Raw genomic sequence first — 15408 nt, forward strand, 5'->3', positions numbered from 1 at the left:
ACCTAACACAGTGAATGTTAGAACGAAAGACTTGTACCGTTAGGAATCATCCTCTACAGTCACTTTTCATGTGATGCGCGTTGTCGCGCTGATCACCACACACTCACCGAGCCGCACGCATACCGAGACGAAGGGGTCCCGCGTGGTACCAGCACTGCAAGTGGATGGCCTGTTCAAGGCCTTCGGCGGTGTGCCCGTCCTGCATGACCTGAGCTTTGCCGTGGAGCCCGGGTCGGTGGTCGTGCTCGCCGGTGAGAACGGGGCCGGCAAGTCCACCCTGTTCAACATCGTGATGGGCCGCCTGCCCGCCGACTCGGGAACCGTGACCCTCCGGGGAACCGAGCTGACCCACCCCTCGCCCCGTCATGCCCGTGACTTGGGTGTCGCGCTCGTCCCCCAGGAGCTCGCGCCCTATGAGGACCTCACAGTGGCGGAGAACATCGCCGTCGGACGCGAACCCCGGGCTGCCGGGTTCGTGCTGCGTCGCCGCCAGATGCGTGCCCACGCCCGCGAGCTGCTCGCCGAGTTCGACGTCGACGTCGACCCGGACCTGCCGATGAACCGGCTCTCGGTGGCCCTCACGCAGATCGTGGAGATCGTCAAGGCCACCAGCTCCGGGGCAAAGATCCTGCTGCTGGACGAGCCGACCTCTTCCATCCCCGAGGCCGAGGTGGAACGGCTCTACCAGGTGATTCGCCGGTTGCGCGATCGCGGGGTCGCCATGGTCTACACCACCCACCGGATGCAGGAGATCGAGGCCATCGCCGATCGTGTGGTGGTCCTCCGCGACGGGGGGCTCACCCTGGACGAACCGGCACGAGAGGTGCGGCCCCACCAGATCGTGACCGCGATGATCGGCCGGGAGCTCGGCACCATGTTCCCCGAGCGTCCCGCTCCGGGGACGACCCCGGTGCTGGAGGTCAACGAGTTGCGCCGCCGGCCCGGCCGGCCCACCGTCGACCTCACCGTCCACGCCGGCGAGGTGGTCGGGCTCGGCGGGCTTGTGGGTGCCGGCCGATCGGCCACCCTCAAAGCCATCTTCGGAGCGAACCGGGCCGCCGCCGGGACCGTCACCGTCAACGGCAAGGCGCTGCACCGGCAGTCCGTGCGCGCCTCCATCGATGCCGGCCTCGCCTTCGTCCCCGAGGACCGCAAGCGCGACGGCCTCGTGCTCGGACGCTCGATCCTCGACAACATGACGCTGCCCTACATCGCCGACTACTCCCGGTTCGGGGTCATGCGTTCCCGGGCCCGCACCGCGGCCGCCACCCGGCACGTGGAGGACATGCGGCTGCGCTACCGCTCCCTGCAGCAGCTCACCGAGACTCTCTCCGGCGGAAACCAGCAGAAGATCGTCATCGCCCGCTGGATGGACCGCTCACCGGCCGTGCTCCTGCTCGACGAACCCACCCGCGGCGTGGACGTCGGTGCCCGGAGCGAGATCTACCGCATCATCAGCGAGCTCGCAGCCACGGGCTTGGCCGTGCTCGTGGCCAGTTCCGACATGCCCGAACTGATCGGACTCACGCACCGGGTGTTGGTCATGCGCGACGGCGCGATCGCCGGTGAGCTCGACCGCGCCGATCTCGACGCCCCCGACGCCCAAGCTCGCATCTTCCATCTGGCCAGCGGTGAGGACGCCGCCCGCCACACGACCGAGGAGGGTCGATGACCAGAACCACGCCCGCGTTCTTTGCGAACGTCCGGCAGCTCACCGAAGGCAAGTCCGCCCGCGAGGTGGCCACGGCGTTGCTCGTGCGCAACGCCATGGTGCTCATCCTGCTGGTGGTGATCTGCTACTTCGCCTACCGCAGCGCGCGGTTCGCCACCCTCGACAACGTCACGACGATCCTCATCGCTGCCGCCCCGTTCGCCCTGATCGCCCTGGGGCAGACGCTGGTGATCCTCACCGGCGGCATCGACCTCTCGGTCGGATCCGTGATCGCCGTCAGTGCCATGAGTGCAGCCTGGACGGCCGTACGGGTCCCTGACCAACTCTGGCTCGCACCGGTCGTGGCGACCGGTGTGGGACTGCTGGCGGGCGCCGTCAACGGACTGCTGGTAAGCAGATTCTCCGTGCCACCGTTCGTGGCCACCCTGGGCATGCTCACCGCCGCCTCCGGTTTCGCCTACGCCATCGGCAACGGCGCCCCGATCAACGGCGTACCCGACGGCTACGGCGCGTTCGCCAACACCGAGGTGCTCGGGATGAAGATCCCCGTGCTGCTGATGATCGTCGGCTTCATCACCTTCTGGTTCGTGCTCCGGCACACCACGTTCGGTCTACGCATCTACGCCATCGGCGGCAACTCCAGTGCCGCGTCTCTCGCCGGTGTCCCCACTGAGCGGACGCGGGTGTGGGTGTACCTGATCAGCGGCGGGCTGGCGGGGGTGTCCGGGCTGATGATCTCCTCCCGGGTGATCTCCGGATCCCCCACCCTCGGCCAGGGCTACGAGCTGGATGCCATCGCCGCCGTCGTGATCGGAGGCGCCAGCCTCTTCGGAGGCCGCGGCACCGTCTGGGGCACCCTGCTCGGCCTGATGCTCATCCAGACCCTCAACAACGGCCTGCAGATCCTCGTGATCCCCCCGTACTGGCAGGCCGTCATCAAGGGCGCCCTCATCGCGGCCGCGGTCGCCATCGACGTCTGGGCCACCAGACGCACCCGTTCCTGACCACCCCCTACCCCAGCAAGAGATCCACCACCTGCAAGGAGGCACGAAGGTGCGACACCACACGAAGAAGAAGATGATGATTGCTGCCGCTCTCGGCGGCGGGCTGCTGCTCGCCGGTTGTGGCGCCGGCGATCCCGACGCCGGCGACGACTCGCTGCAGATCGGCGTGTCCGTCTACGACATGAGTTCGTTCATCACCCAGGGCCAGGAAGGGATGGAGGCCTACGCCGAGGCCAACGACATCGAGTTGCTGTGGAACTCCGCCGGGCTCGACGTCTCCACCCAGGCCGATCAGCTCGACCAGTACATCAACGCCGGCGTGGACGCGATCGTGGTCGTCCCCGTGCAGGCGGACTCCCTCGGTCCCCAGCTGGTGGCCGCCTCGGACGCAGGCATCCCCGTCATCCCGGTGAACGCGGCCCTCGACGACACCACCAATGTCACGGCCTCCGTCCTGCCCGACGACATCGCTGCCGGCGAGAGCGAGGCGCAGATGATGGTCGACGAGCTCGGCGGCGAGGGCAACGTCGTCATCCTGCAGGGCCCGCTCGGCCAGTCCGCCGAGCTCGACCGCACCGAGGGCATCGAGAATGTGCTCGCGGACAATCCCGACATCGAAGTCCTCGCGATGGACACCGCGAACTGGACCCGCGACGAGGCCGTGAACCTCATGGCCAACTGGATCTCCGCCTTCGGTGAGGACATCGACGGCGTCATCGCCGAGAACGACGACATGGGCCTCGGTGCCCTGCAGGCGCTGGAAGAGGCCGACATGAGTGTGCCGATCGTCGGCATCGACGGCATCGAGGACGGATTGGCCGCCGTCGCCGCCGGTGACTTCATCGGCACCCACCTCCAGCACGGCCGAGTCGAGCTCGCCGCGGGGCTGGCCGTGGCCGAGCGGGCCGCGAACGGTGAGGACGTCGAGGAGCTCTACACCTACGTGATGCCCACGGTGACGCCGGACAACGTCGAGGACGTGCAGGCCAACGTGGTCACCGACGTCGATGCCTTCCTGGACCGCCTGCCCGAGCTCATCGAAGCCAACCTCGCCTCCGGCGACCTGTCGAACGAGGAGTGACCCACCGCCGTCGGGTGCCATCCCCGGCACCCGACGGCGCCTTTCGACCATGAGGAGAACGATGACCATCCATGACGCCGCCCTGGACGCCTGCGTCCGCGCCTCCCGCACCCTGGGTTCGGACCCCTCCCTGGTGCTGCACGGAGGCGGCAACACCTCGGTCAAGTCCACCCGGACCGACGTCACCGGCGAGAGCGTCGAGGTGGTGCTGACCAAGGGCAGCGGGTATGACCTCGCCTCGATCGTGCCGGAGGGATTCACCCCGCTGCGCAAGGACCGGGTGCTGGCGCTCGCCGAGCTCGAGGCCTTGGACGACGTCTCCCTGGTGAACGAGCTCAAGCAGGCGTCCATGGATGCCTCCGCCCCCTCGGCCTCCATCGAGGCGATCCTGCACGCCCTCATCCCGCACCGGTTCGTGCTGCACACCCACGCCGACGCGATCGTCACCCTGACCAACCAGACCGACGGCGAGCGGCTCACCGCCGAGACCTTCGGCGAGGACGTCTGGGTGCTGCCCTACGTCAAGCCCGGCTTCGCGCTCGCCCGGCAGGTGGCCGTGGCGCTCGCGGACGTGGACGTGCGCGGGTTCCGGGGCATCGTGCTGCGCAACCACGGCCTGTTCACCTTCGCTGATGATGCCGACGAGGCGTTGGCCACGCACCTGGAGTTGGTGCGCACCGCTGCCGCGGCGCTTCCGGAGATTCCCGACGGCGGCCCCTCGCCTGACGTGGATCCGCTCGCCCTGGCGGGGCTTCGGAAGGATCTCAGCGAGGCGGCCGGTGCGCCGATGGTGCTGCAGCGCCGCACCGGGACCGCGGTGGACGCGCTGCGGGGCAGGGAGGACATCGACGAGATCACCCAGCGGGGACCGCTGACGCCCGAGCACGTCATCCACACCAAGCGGGTGCCGATGGTGGGCACCGACGTGGCCGCCTATGTGGCCGGGTACCAGGCCTATGTGGAGGAGCACCGCGAGCTGGTCAGCGGTGAGCTCACCCCGATCGACCCGGCGCCGCGCGTGATTCTGGACGAGACTCTGGGATTCCTCACCGCGGGGCGGACAGTCAAGGCGGCCACTGTGGCCGCGGACATCTACGAGCACACGGCCGCAGGGATCCTGCGGGCTGAGGCGATGAGTGGGTATCGCACCCTCTCGCCGGCCGAGGCGTTCGATATCGAGTACTGGGTGCTGGAGCAGCGCAAGCTGCGTGCGAAGGGCGACCCGCCGCCGTTCGCGGGTGAGGTGGCACTGGTCACCGGGGCCGCCTCGGGGATCGGACGCGCCTGTGCACAGGCGCTATGGGAGGCGGGGGCCGCCGTCATCGCCCTCGACCGGGACGCTGCCGTGACTGAGGCGAACGCGCCGGACTGGTACGGCATCATCTGCGACGTCTCCGACGCCGACGCCGTGCGGGCCGCGGTGGCCGAGGGGGCGGGCCACTTCGGTGGCCTGGACATCCTGGTGCCCGCTGCGGGTGTATTCGCCGCCTCGCACCCGATCGACGGGTTCCCGGCCGAGCCGTGGGCGAAGAGCCTGGACGTGAACGTCACCGGCTTGCTGACCCTGCTCGGTGCCGCGCACCCGTATCTCGCGCTCGCGCCGCGGCAGGGGCGCGTGGTGCTGGTCGGGTCGAAGAACGTCCCGGCGCCCGGTCAGGGTGCGGCGGCGTACTCGGCGTCCAAGGCTGCGGCCACCCAGCTCGCCCGAGTGGCGGCGCTGGAGTGGGCGCCGGACGGGGTCCGGGTGAACACGGTCAACCCGGACGCCGTCTTCGACACGGCGCTGTGGTCACCGGAACTGCTGGAGCAGCGGGCCGCGAAGTACGGGATGTCGGTGGCCGACTACAAGCGCCGCAACCTGCTGCGCGCGGAGATCACCAGCGCCGACGTCGGCGAGCTCGTGGCGGCGATGTGTGGCCCGCTGTTCGCCGCGACCACGGGTGCGCAGGTACCGATCGACGGCGGCAGCGACCGAATCGTCTGAGACGGCCCCGGTCGGGCACCCACAACAAGAAATCCCTCGTCGATCTGGTCAACCAGATCGACGAGGGATTCTCTTTGGTCTGGGTCAGGACTTCGTGTCGCGTGTCTCGTCGGCAGCGTCCTTGACGTCCTCTGCGGCATCCTCAGCGGCGTCCTTGACGTCCTCGGCGGTCTCCTCCGCAACGTCCTTGGCCTCCTCGGCGGCGTCAGCCACGGCCTCACCCGTGTCCTCCGCGGCGTCCTTGGCGTCATCCGCCACGTCCTGCGCGGCGTCGGCTGCGGAGTCCTTGACCTTGGCAGCCTTCTCGGCCACGGCGCCGGCAGCGTCGGTGACTGCCTCCTTGGCGGCGGCTGCGGCACCAGCGGCCGCGCCTGCAGCCTCCTCGGCGACGTGCTTGGCCTTCTCGGTGGGCGCGGGAGCGTCGTCCCAGTACTCCTCGGCCCACGGGTCATCGACCGGCTGCGTCCGCTTCCAGATCAGCACTCCGGCTCCGGCCACGGCGGCTCCGGCGAGTACCCACCCGATGGTCTTGCCGACCTTGTTGCTCTTCTTGGCCTTCTTCTCCTGGGCCGCGACGGCGTCACTGGCGGCGTCCAGCACCGAGTTCGCCTTGCTCTGCAGGCCGTCGGCACCGGAGTTCGCAGCCTTGGCCGCGTCCTCCATCGCCTGCACCACACGGGGGAGCACCTTGTCGACGAGGGCGTCGTGCGCGACGTCCACCGCGCCCTTGCTCTTCTCGGCGTACTCGGCGACCTTGGGTGCGGCGGCGGTCACCCCGGTGCGCCACGCCTTCTCCACCCGTGGTGTGGCCCACTCGACGGCGGAGTCCACACGCGGGGAGGCCCACTCCCTGGCCTTCTCCACCTGCGGGCCCGCCCACTCCTTGCCCTGGTCGGCGAGCTGACGCGCGACCTTGCCGGCCTCCTCGGCCTGAGCCCGAAGCTGTTCGGCGTTGACCTTCTCCTTGCGCGACATATGACTCCCTAGCTCACGTCCCGCGGGGCATCCACGGATTCTGGCGATGTGGTTCGGATGGTCCACCCCTATCGTGCCACCCGGTTATGGGAAGTGCACACACTTGCGCGATCGGAGCGGGCCGGCCACCCGGTCCATCGGTGTGCAGCCCGGGAGATGCCCGTCCGGTGGGGATGCGAAGATGTCAGGTATGGACGCGATTCTGCATACCTCTGCCGGCGACATCACTGTCGAGCTCTTCCCCTTCCACGCCCCGAAGACGGTGAAGAACTTCACCGAGCTCGCGACGGGCGCGCGCACCTGGACGCACCCGGAGACCGGGGCCGAGAGCAACGACCCGCTCTACAACGGCACCATCTTCCACCGCGTGATCCCGAACTTCATGATCCAGGGCGGCGACCCGCTGGGCACCGGCACCGGCGGCCCGGGCTACCGCTTCGACGATGAGATCCACCCCGAACTGCACTTCCAGGAGCCGCACGTTCTCGCCATGGCGAACGCGGGCATCCAGATGGGCCGCGGAACCAACGGCTCGCAGTTCTTCATCACCACGGCGGCCACGCCATGGCTGCAGGGCAAGCACACCATCTTCGGCAAGGTCAAGGACCAGGCGTCGGCCGCCGTCGTGGACCAGATCGGTGCTGTCTCCACCGACCCCCGCAACGACCGCCCGGTGGAGGACATCGTGATCACCTCCATCGAGATCATCGAGTGACACTCCTTCGATGACCAGTTACCCCTCGGCTCCGGCCCCGGGCGGTGGCGGGCAGGCCGGTCCACCGGTCTGCCCACGCCACCCGGACCGGGTCTCCTATGTCACCTGCCAGCGCTGCTCGAGGCCGACCTGCCCGGAGTGCCAGCGGCCGGCGGCCGTGGGGGTGCACTGCGTCGACTGCGTGCGCGAGGCGAATCAGTCGGTGCGTCCGACGCGGACTGTGCTGGGTGGCCGGGTCAGTCGATCGGATCGACCCGCGGTCACGATGACCATCATCGGGGTCTGCGTGGTGATGTTTCTGGCCTCGTACGTTCTTCCGGTCAATGCGACGCTGGCGTTGCGACCGGCGCTGGCAGCTGACGAGCCGTGGCTGATGGTCAGTTCCGCTTTCCTGCACGCCGGGTGGCTCCATTTGCTGGTCAATATGTACGCCCTGTGGATCGTGGGACCGTTCCTGGAGCAGATGCTCGGACGGTGGCGCTACATCGCGCTCTTCCTTGTCAGTGCCCTCGGTGGGTCAGTGGGCGTCTTGCTGCTGACCCCGCAAGAGCTGTGGATCTATCCCACGGTCGGCGCCTCCGGTGCCGTCTTTGGCTTCTTCGGCGCGATCGCCGTGGTGCTGCGGCGCACCGGGCGGGATGCCCGGCAGATCCTCATCGTGATCGCCATCAACGTGGTCTTCGGATTCGTCGTCGCGGGCATCTCCTGGCAGGCGCACCTCGGCGGCTTGGTGGTGGGGACCGCGCTCGGTGCGCTGTTCGCATACCTGCCGAAGGAGCGCCGCTCGGTCGGTGCAGTGCTCGGTGTGGCGGGGATGACGGTGCTGCTGCTCGGCGCTAGCGCCGCCCTGCTGGTCTAGTCCTGCGATCGGCCGCACCACCGGGCAGCACCACCGGCCGCACCACTCGCGCGAACGCTGAGTTGCTCGGCGTTTCGCGCGTGAACGCCGAACAGCTCAGCGTTCGGCGGCGATGGACGTGCGGGTGTGAACTACACGGGTGTAGTTCTCCACAGGTTCACCCACAGCTGGGGAAATCACATGGGTGTAGTTCTCCACAGGTGGGTGCACAGCCTGTGGGTACGTCGCGACATCTGACTGTTGCCCGCGCGTCAGTGTGTCGGTGAGATCACCGGTGACTGGCCGGTGATGCTTGCCGATCATCGACGGTCAGGCCACCGGGGGTGACTCTGCGGTCGGTCCCGGGCTGATGATCGACGGTCAGGTCACCGGGGGTGAGTTTCTGGTCGGTCCCGGGCGATCGCGCCTGCGGTTGGCCCGATCGAGTGGTGGCTGGCTTTCTCGTGACGGGGTCCAGGCTGTGCCGCGCTCGGAGGGCAGATCCGCAGAATCACTGGAAGGTAAGCGCTAGAAATTTCTGGACTCAACCTCTGGACATAGCCGTCTACAGCGCTGTAATGTCTCGAACCGACACCGAAGTCGTCCTCCGGGAAGGATCGAGCACCGCTCATGGCATCGAGCACACCCCCCAACATCGTGGTCCTGATGACCGATCAGCAGCGCGTCGGCTGCACGGCGGCCGAGGGCGGTCCGGACACGATGCCTCGCCTCGATGCGCAGCTGGCCGGGGGAGTGCGATTCGACCGTGCCTACACCAGCTGCCCGGCCTGCGTGCCCGCTCGCACGAGCCTGCTGACCGGCCGGTTCCCCTCGGCCCATCGGGTGCGCCAGAACAGCACCGCCCAGCACGCCTACTACAGCACCGACCTGCTGGAGATGCTGCGCGCAGCCGGGTACTCGCTCCACTTCAGCGGCAAGCCGCACATGTATGCCGGGCCGGAGGACTTCGACACCTTCCACGGGCCGTTCCTGCACGACGGCGGCCCAGACGAGTCGGGAGAGCATGCGGGCTTCGACGCCTGGTTGCGCGAGCTGGACCACGCCGTGGCCACCGAACCCTCCCCCTTCCCGACGCGTTCACAGCTGCCGGCACGCATCATCGACGGCGCGATCGCCGCGATCGACTCCTCGAGACAGGATCCCTACTTCCTGTGGGTCTCCTTCCCGGAGCCGCACAATCCGTATCAGGTGCCCGAGCCCTACTTCTCGCTCTTCGACGAGGAGGACGTGCCCGAACGCATGGTCGGGCCCGAAGCCCTGGACCGGATGGGGTGGCGGTTCCGGTGGCTGCACCGTCTCATCGAGGACAAGCGCCCGGGGTTCGATCAGCAGTGGCGCCGCTACCGAGCCAACTACCTGGGGATGCTGCGCCTGATCGACGATCAGATCGGCAGACTGCTGGATCATCTCGACACCCGCCCTGGCGGACTGGAGAACACCGTCTTCGTGTTCCTGACCGACCACGGCGATTTCGTCGGCGACTACGGCCTCCAGCGCAAGGGAGCCGGCGTGCCGGAAGCGCTGATGCGGATCCCGTTGTCGATCGCAGGGCCGTCCGTGCAGCCTCAGCAACGCGGCGAACTCGTCTCCATCGTGGACCTGCTGCCCACACTCGCGGAGTGGATCGGCGCGCAGATCCCGGCGGGGGTCCAGGGCCGCTCGCTGGCGCCGCTGCTCCGTGGGGAGGACGCTCCGCCATCGGAGTTCGCCACGATCTACGGAGAGCACGGCTACGGCGGGGTCTCCTACGACGAGGACGAGCGTCCACCGTTGCACTTCTCCTACGAGGGCGCCACGTTCGACGAACTGAACAGTGTCACCCAGAGCGGGGAGATGCGCATGGTCGCCGACGAGCGCTACAAGCTGGTCGTGGACGACGCCGGCGAAGTCCAGCTCTACGACCTGCATGGCGACCCCGCCGAGACCCGCGACCTCAGCGGTGATCCCGACTACCGCCACGTGCAGGAACGCCTGTACCACCAGCTCGTGCAGTGGCTGCTGCGCGTGGCCGACGACTTGCCCGAAGGCAACTACCAGCCGAAGACCCGCCCCCACAACTGGCGCTGGGCCTGACCCCAGCACTCCGACCGAGGGAGGTCACCGTGGCAGATACCGAGCATGCACCGCACATCCTGCTGATCATGACCGACCAGCAGCGGGCGGGCTACACCCGTGGCTCCGGATTCCCGCTCGACACGATGCCGTTCTGCGACGCCCTGGCCGCCGAGGGCTGCTCCTTCCCGGGCGCGTACACGACGGCGCCGGCATGCGTACCGGCGCGCGAGAGCCTGCTGACCGGCCGATGGCCGTCCGCGCACCGCGTCACTCAGAACAGCAATGCTGCCCACGCGTGGTACGACAAGGACCTGCCGCAGGTGCTGCGAGCAGCCGGCTACCGCTTGAGTTTCGCCGGAAAGCCGCACATGCATCCCGGGCCGGACGACTTCGACTACTTCGCCGGCCCCTACTTCCACGCCGGCGGCCCGCAGCGCGAGCGGGAGCAGCAGGACTTCGACGAGTGGCTCGACTACCTGGACTTCGGCGTGGCCACTGAGCCGACACCGTTCCCCCTGCGCGACCAGCTTCCGTACCGCATCGTCGACGACGCCATCGCCGATCTGGATGCATCGGCCGGTCATCAGGGCCCACAGTTCTCCTGGATCTCGTTCCCGGAGCCACACAACCCGTATCAGGTGCCGGAGCCGTACTTCAGTCTGTTCGCCGAAGAGGAGATCCCCGAGCGTGCCCATGGCCCGGAAGTCGCCCGGGCGAAAGGCGGGCACTGGGCCTGGCTGCAGGAGCTCTTCGAGGAGAAGCGGCCCGGGTATGACGACCAATGGCGCCGCTATCGCGCGAACTACTGCGGGATGCTGCGGTTGCTCGATGATCAGATCCGCCGATTGGTCGAACACGCCCGGGCCACACTCGAGGGGCAGATCCTGGTGATCTTCGTCAGCGACCACGGTGACTACACCGGTGATTTCGGTCTGCAGCGCAAAGGTGCTGGCCTGCCCGAGTGCCTGGTCCGGGTACCGCTGTTCTTCTCCGGCGCCGGAGTCGCCGGCGGTCAGATACGAGACGAGTTCGTCTCGATCGCTGACCTGTTTCCCACACTCTGCGAACTGCTCGAAGAGCCGTTTCCCGACGGCGTTCAAGGGCGCAGCCTGCTGCCGCTGCTGTCCGGGGCGCCCGGGCCGGAGGCCGAGTTCGACTCCATCTATGCCGAGAGCGGCTTCGGCGGATTGATGTACGGGCCGTCCGAACGCCCACCCCTGCACTTCTCCTACGACGGCTACTCGATCGACTCCCTGAACTCCGTGACCCAGAGTGGTCGATCGCGGATGCTGCGCCGAGGCGACCACAAGATCGTCCTGCACAGCAACGACACCGGCGAGCTGTACGACCTGTCCGCCGATCCCGGTGAGGTCACCAACCTGATCGATGACCCCGCCTACGCCACAGTGCGCCACGACCTGCTGTGGCGACTGACCCAGTGGATGCTCCGTCTTCAGGACGAGTTGCCGCGCGGTACCTACACCCCGAAAACCTCCCCCCATAACTGGACGATGAGCGCGAGCTGAGGCTCGTGCTCACCGAGACGAAGGAGTCTGCAGATGAACACCTCACAAACAACCGCACGCGGCATCCCCGGAATGGCGCCCATCGGCCGCCGCCAGTTCCTCGGAGCCACCGGCGCCGGTTCCCTGGCGGCTGTACTGGCCAGCTGCACCGGCGGAGGCCAAAGCTCCGAGGAGGAGACCGAGGGCGGCGGCGACGGCACCCTGCAGTGGTGGGACCAGTTCCGTCCGCTGACCCAGATGCTCGAGCAGGATCTCTTCGATCCCTACATGCAGGACAACCCCGGCATCACGATCGAGCGGCGGGAGCTGGCCGCAGCCGATCTGGGGCAGGCGTTGCAGGTGGCGCGGCGGAGCAACCAACTGCCGGATGTGCACTCGCTGGCGGGGCTGGACGCGGCGCCGGCGGCGCTGGTCAGTGAGGGCTGGTTCCAGCCGATCAGCGACTTCGCCGACTTCGCCTCCAGCCCGGTGGCAGATCAGATCTTCGACGGCCTCCACCGCTTCAACGGCGACGTCTATGCGGTTCCGTTGTTCTCCTCCCGCCAGCACGCCACGATCCCCTGGTACAACGCCGAGCTGCTCGAACAGGCCGGCGTCGACCCGGACGACGAGCCGGTGACCTGGGACGACCTGCGCGCGGTCGCGCGCCAGGTCCGCGACAACACCGACGCCCACGGCATCTTCCTGCCCGCCCAGAACCCGAACTACCTCAATGCGATCGTCGTCCAGCTGGCGATGACGGCCGGGGCGCCGGGTGAGATCGACTGGCGCACGGGGGAGTACGTGCAGGACTCCGACCCGTTCGTGCAGGCCTTCGAGTTCCTCCTCTCGCTGCAGCAGGACGAACTGATCCACCCCTCCTCGCCCGCGATGATCCCGCGCGACGCCACCGCGCGGTGGGCCGCCGGCGAGGGTGCCATCTACCCGTGGGGCCCGTGGTTCATCGGCGACCTCGCCTCCGAGTCGCCGGACGTGGTCGAGCGTGGCCTCGGATGCTGGTCGATCCCGCGCCCGGACTCCGAGATGCGCTCGGTCCGGTCCGGGCCCGCCGGCGGCGTCTTCTGGGTCTCGACCGACTCTGCACAGCCCGAGGCGGCCGCCGAGCTGCTGCTCCGGATGACCCAGGAGGACTTCCAGGCTGCGCTCGCCACCGCGATGGACCAGCCGCCGGCCCTGCTGGACGCGGTGGAGACAGCGGACGTGCACCCGGCCTACCGCGACATGGTGGCCCGCTTCGCCGAGGACGTCCGCATCGCGCCGGCTCCCGAGATCGGACACCCGGAAGCCTGGCGGGTGTTGGCGGAGATGCGTCCCGTCGAACCCGGCATCGGCACGATCTTGCAGTCGGCGCTCAGCGGCGAGGATCTCGACGTCGCGGCCGAGCTGCGCACCTACCGGGAGGCGATGAGCGCCGAGCGTGAGCGAGCTCTCGAGGTCGTGCAGGGCGAGGGCGCCGAGGTCGATCAGGACGCCTGGGTGTTCGGTAATTGGGATCCGGAGTCGGATTATGCGATTGAGGATTATGACGCTCGATGAGTGGGCCTGGTTGTTGAGTGAATTGGAGGGGTGATGGCGGCCCTGGAGACGAGTCGTGAGTTGTCGGCGGGTTCGGCCCGGCCTGCGAAGGTGGGTGTGTGGCGGCGGTTGCGTAAGGACTGGTGGATTTACTTGTTCCTGTTGCCCACGTTGGTGGGGTATGGGGCGTATACGGTGTATCCGTTGGTCGCGTCGTGGTGGTTCGCGTTCCTGGATTGGCCGGGTTTTGCTGATTCGGGGACGTTCATCGGGATCGAGAACTTCCAGCGGCTGGCTGCGGATGGGTTGTTCTGGAACGCGTTCGGTAACTCGTTCCTGTTCCTGATCCTGGCGGTCCCGTTGCGGGTGGGGTTGGCGTTGCTGCTGGCGATCTTGCTGAATCGGAAACGGACCCCGTTCAAGGGCCTGTTGCGGACGTTGTTCTTCCTGCCGGTGGTCACCACGGGGGCGATCATTGGTGTGGTCTTCACCCTGTTGCTTGATGCGGGTGGCCCGATCAGTGTGGCCATGGTCGGGATCGGGTTGCTGGACTCCCCGGCGAACTTCGTCGCCAGTACCGACACCTCTCTGCTTGCCGGGGTCGCGGTGTGGGTGTGGAAGTGGCTGGGGATCACGATGATCTACTGGTTGGCCGCGTTGCAGACCATCCCCCAAGAAGTGCACGAGGCGGCGATGATCGACGGGGCGAAACCGTGGCAGGAGTTCACCCGGATCACGATGCCGTTGCTGATCCCGTTCCTGGTGATCATCACTCTGATCGACACCGTGGGTGCGTTGAACGTGTTCGATCTGATGTACACGATGACCGGTGGTGGGCCCTCGTTCTCCTCGGAGGTGATCGAGATCTTCATCTTCCGTACCGCTTTCGGTGCCACCGTGCCCCAGCTCGGGTACGCCTCGGCCGCAGCCGTGCTCTTCGGGGTGCTCACGATGGGCATCGCTATCGCCCAAGCGGTCGGGTTGCGGTGGGCCCGCCGAGCCACAGGAGCAATGACATGACCACTGACACCACTGACACCACTGACACCACTGGTTCCACCACCGGCACCGGCACTGGGAAGCGGTGGGTGAGGGGGTTGCGTCCTGATCGCCCGGACAGTCTGCGGGTGTTGGTCCGCCGCCCGGGGAGTCTGATGATCTTCGCCGGCCTGGTGGTGTTGGCGTTGATCTGGATCTACCCCTTCATCTGGTTGGTCTCGGCGTCGTTGAAGACCCAACCGGAGATCTTCGGCTCCGGGCTGGGCCTGATCCCCGAGACCCCGATCTGGGAGAACTACTCCCGCGCCTGGACCGTGGTCGGGTTCGACCGGTACTTCCTGAACTCGGTCATCATCACCGGCGGCACGGTCGCGTTGATCGTGATCCGTTCCGCCCTGGCCGGGTATGTGTTGGGTAGGTATGACTTCATCGGCAAGAAACTGCTGATCGGGATCTTCCTGATCACGTTCTTCCTGCCCGAGGGCTACACCATCATCCCCGTGGTCCAACTCACCGACCAGATCGGGCTACTGAACACCCACCTCGGGGTGATCCTGGGCCTGGGCGCGGGCGGGCAAGTCGCCGCCACACTCCTGTACGCCGGCTACTTCCGGGGGCTACCGAAAGAGCTCGAGGAATGCGCCCGCCTGGACGGGGCCGGACACTTCCGCATCTTCGCCCGCATCATGCTGCCCCTGGCCTGGCCGATCACCGCCACGGTCATCATCTTGACGTTCCTGTTCGCGTGGAACGTCTACCTCCTACCCCTGGTCTTCACCCTGTCCGAACCAGCACTACGCACCCTCGCCGTCGGCATGAGCGCCTTCATCGGCGAATACTCCACCGACTGGTCCGGCCTCGCCGCCGCCGCCATGATCTCCCTCGTCCCCGTCATGGCCATCTTCATCACCCTCCAACGCAAATTCGTCGACAGCATCGCCGGAGCAGTCAAACAATGACCGCGCTCTGCGAGCACGTCGCACCGGAATCCACTGATTGCCATCCACCCACCATCAGATCGGT

The 15408-nt window shown here is 67.6% G+C and carries 12 protein-coding genes; 11 read left to right on the plus strand and 1 reads right to left on the minus strand.

Annotated features, from left to right (window positions below):
- Positions 1-142 precede the first annotated feature (142 nt).
- The 4 genes from FV560_RS02580 to FV560_RS02595 all read left to right on the plus strand — a co-directional run bounded on the left by FV560_RS02580 (position 143) and on the right by FV560_RS02595 (position 5741).
- Positions 143-1672: a sugar ABC transporter ATP-binding protein gene (locus FV560_RS02580; RefSeq protein ID WP_235019876.1), complete on the plus strand. Its 1530-nt coding sequence runs from the start codon at positions 143-145 to the stop codon at positions 1670-1672.
- Complete coding sequence (locus FV560_RS02585) at positions 1669-2676, plus strand: ABC transporter permease (protein WP_200837493.1); 1008 nt, start codon at positions 1669-1671, stop codon at positions 2674-2676. Before FV560_RS02580 ends, FV560_RS02585 begins: the two co-directional genes overlap by 4 nt.
- Before the next feature lie 49 nt (positions 2677-2725).
- Positions 2726-3757, plus strand: coding sequence for a substrate-binding domain-containing protein (locus FV560_RS02590; RefSeq protein ID WP_275401870.1), 1032 nt, complete (start codon positions 2726-2728; stop codon positions 3755-3757).
- A gap of 61 nt (positions 3758-3818) precedes the next feature.
- Positions 3819-5741, plus strand: a complete 1923-nt coding sequence (locus FV560_RS02595; protein ID WP_200837494.1) for a bifunctional aldolase/short-chain dehydrogenase — start codon at positions 3819-3821, stop codon at positions 5739-5741.
- A gap of 84 nt (positions 5742-5825) precedes the next feature.
- Here the strand turns inward: FV560_RS02595 and FV560_RS02600 are convergent, their stop codons facing one another.
- A complete protein-coding gene (locus tag FV560_RS02600; protein WP_159618933.1) occupies positions 5826-6716 on the minus strand; it encodes a hypothetical protein in 891 nt (296 codons plus the stop codon).
- Between the two features lie 190 nt (positions 6717-6906).
- On the opposite strand from FV560_RS02600, the gene FV560_RS02605 reads away from it, so the two are divergent.
- The 7 genes from FV560_RS02605 to FV560_RS02635 all read left to right on the plus strand — a co-directional run bounded on the left by FV560_RS02605 (position 6907) and on the right by FV560_RS02635 (position 15344).
- Complete coding sequence (locus FV560_RS02605; RefSeq protein ID WP_159618935.1) at positions 6907-7431, plus strand: peptidylprolyl isomerase; 525 nt, start codon at positions 6907-6909, stop codon at positions 7429-7431.
- Positions 7432-7441: 10 nt separating this feature from the next.
- Positions 7442-8290, plus strand: coding sequence for a rhomboid family intramembrane serine protease (locus FV560_RS02610; RefSeq protein WP_159618946.1), 849 nt, complete (start codon positions 7442-7444; stop codon positions 8288-8290).
- A 609-nt stretch (positions 8291-8899) separates the two neighbouring features.
- Positions 8900-10363: a sulfatase-like hydrolase/transferase gene (locus FV560_RS02615; protein WP_159618948.1), complete on the plus strand. Its 1464-nt coding sequence runs from the start codon at positions 8900-8902 to the stop codon at positions 10361-10363.
- A 29-nt stretch (positions 10364-10392) separates the two neighbouring features.
- Entirely contained in the window at positions 10393-11871 is a 1479-nt protein-coding gene (locus FV560_RS02620; RefSeq protein ID WP_235019878.1) for a sulfatase-like hydrolase/transferase, read from the plus strand.
- Between the two features lie 33 nt (positions 11872-11904).
- Positions 11905-13407: an ABC transporter substrate-binding protein gene (locus FV560_RS02625; RefSeq protein ID WP_159618950.1), complete on the plus strand. Its 1503-nt coding sequence runs from the start codon at positions 11905-11907 to the stop codon at positions 13405-13407.
- A gap of 33 nt (positions 13408-13440) precedes the next feature.
- Positions 13441-14406 carry a carbohydrate ABC transporter permease gene (locus FV560_RS02630; RefSeq protein WP_159618952.1) on the plus strand — a complete coding sequence of 322 codons (966 nt, stop codon included), beginning with the start codon at positions 13441-13443 and terminating at the stop codon, positions 14404-14406.
- Complete coding sequence (locus FV560_RS02635; RefSeq protein WP_235019879.1) at positions 14403-15344, plus strand: carbohydrate ABC transporter permease; 942 nt, start codon at positions 14403-14405, stop codon at positions 15342-15344. The genes FV560_RS02630 and FV560_RS02635 overlap by 4 nt, the downstream gene beginning before the upstream one ends.
- The last annotated feature ends 64 nt before the right edge of the window (positions 15345-15408 follow it).

Origin of the sequence: Ruania rhizosphaerae, from assembly GCF_009805705.1 — a bacterium.
Classification (GTDB): Bacteria; Actinomycetota; Actinomycetes; order Actinomycetales; family Beutenbergiaceae; genus Ruania; species Ruania rhizosphaerae.

Coding starts and splice junctions, on each gene's coding strand:
- FV560_RS02585 (WP_200837493.1), top strand. CDS start 1,669: ATGACCAGAACCACGCCCGCGTTCTTTGCGAACGTCCGGCAGCTCACC.
- FV560_RS02595 (WP_200837494.1), top strand. CDS start 3,819: ATGACCATCCATGACGCCGCCCTGGACGCCTGCGTCCGCGCCTCCCGC.
- FV560_RS02600 (WP_159618933.1), bottom strand. CDS start 6,716: ATGTCGCGCAAGGAGAAGGTCAACGCCGAACAGCTTCGGGCTCAGGCC.
- FV560_RS02605 (WP_159618935.1), top strand. CDS start 6,907: ATGGACGCGATTCTGCATACCTCTGCCGGCGACATCACTGTCGAGCTC.
- FV560_RS02610 (WP_159618946.1), top strand. CDS start 7,442: ATGACCAGTTACCCCTCGGCTCCGGCCCCGGGCGGTGGCGGGCAGGCC.
- FV560_RS02615 (WP_159618948.1), top strand. CDS start 8,900: ATGGCATCGAGCACACCCCCCAACATCGTGGTCCTGATGACCGATCAG.
- FV560_RS02625 (WP_159618950.1), top strand. CDS start 11,905: ATGAACACCTCACAAACAACCGCACGCGGCATCCCCGGAATGGCGCCC.
- FV560_RS02630 (WP_159618952.1), top strand. CDS start 13,441: ATGGCGGCCCTGGAGACGAGTCGTGAGTTGTCGGCGGGTTCGGCCCGG.
- FV560_RS02635 (WP_235019879.1), top strand. CDS start 14,403: ATGACCACTGACACCACTGACACCACTGACACCACTGGTTCCACCACC.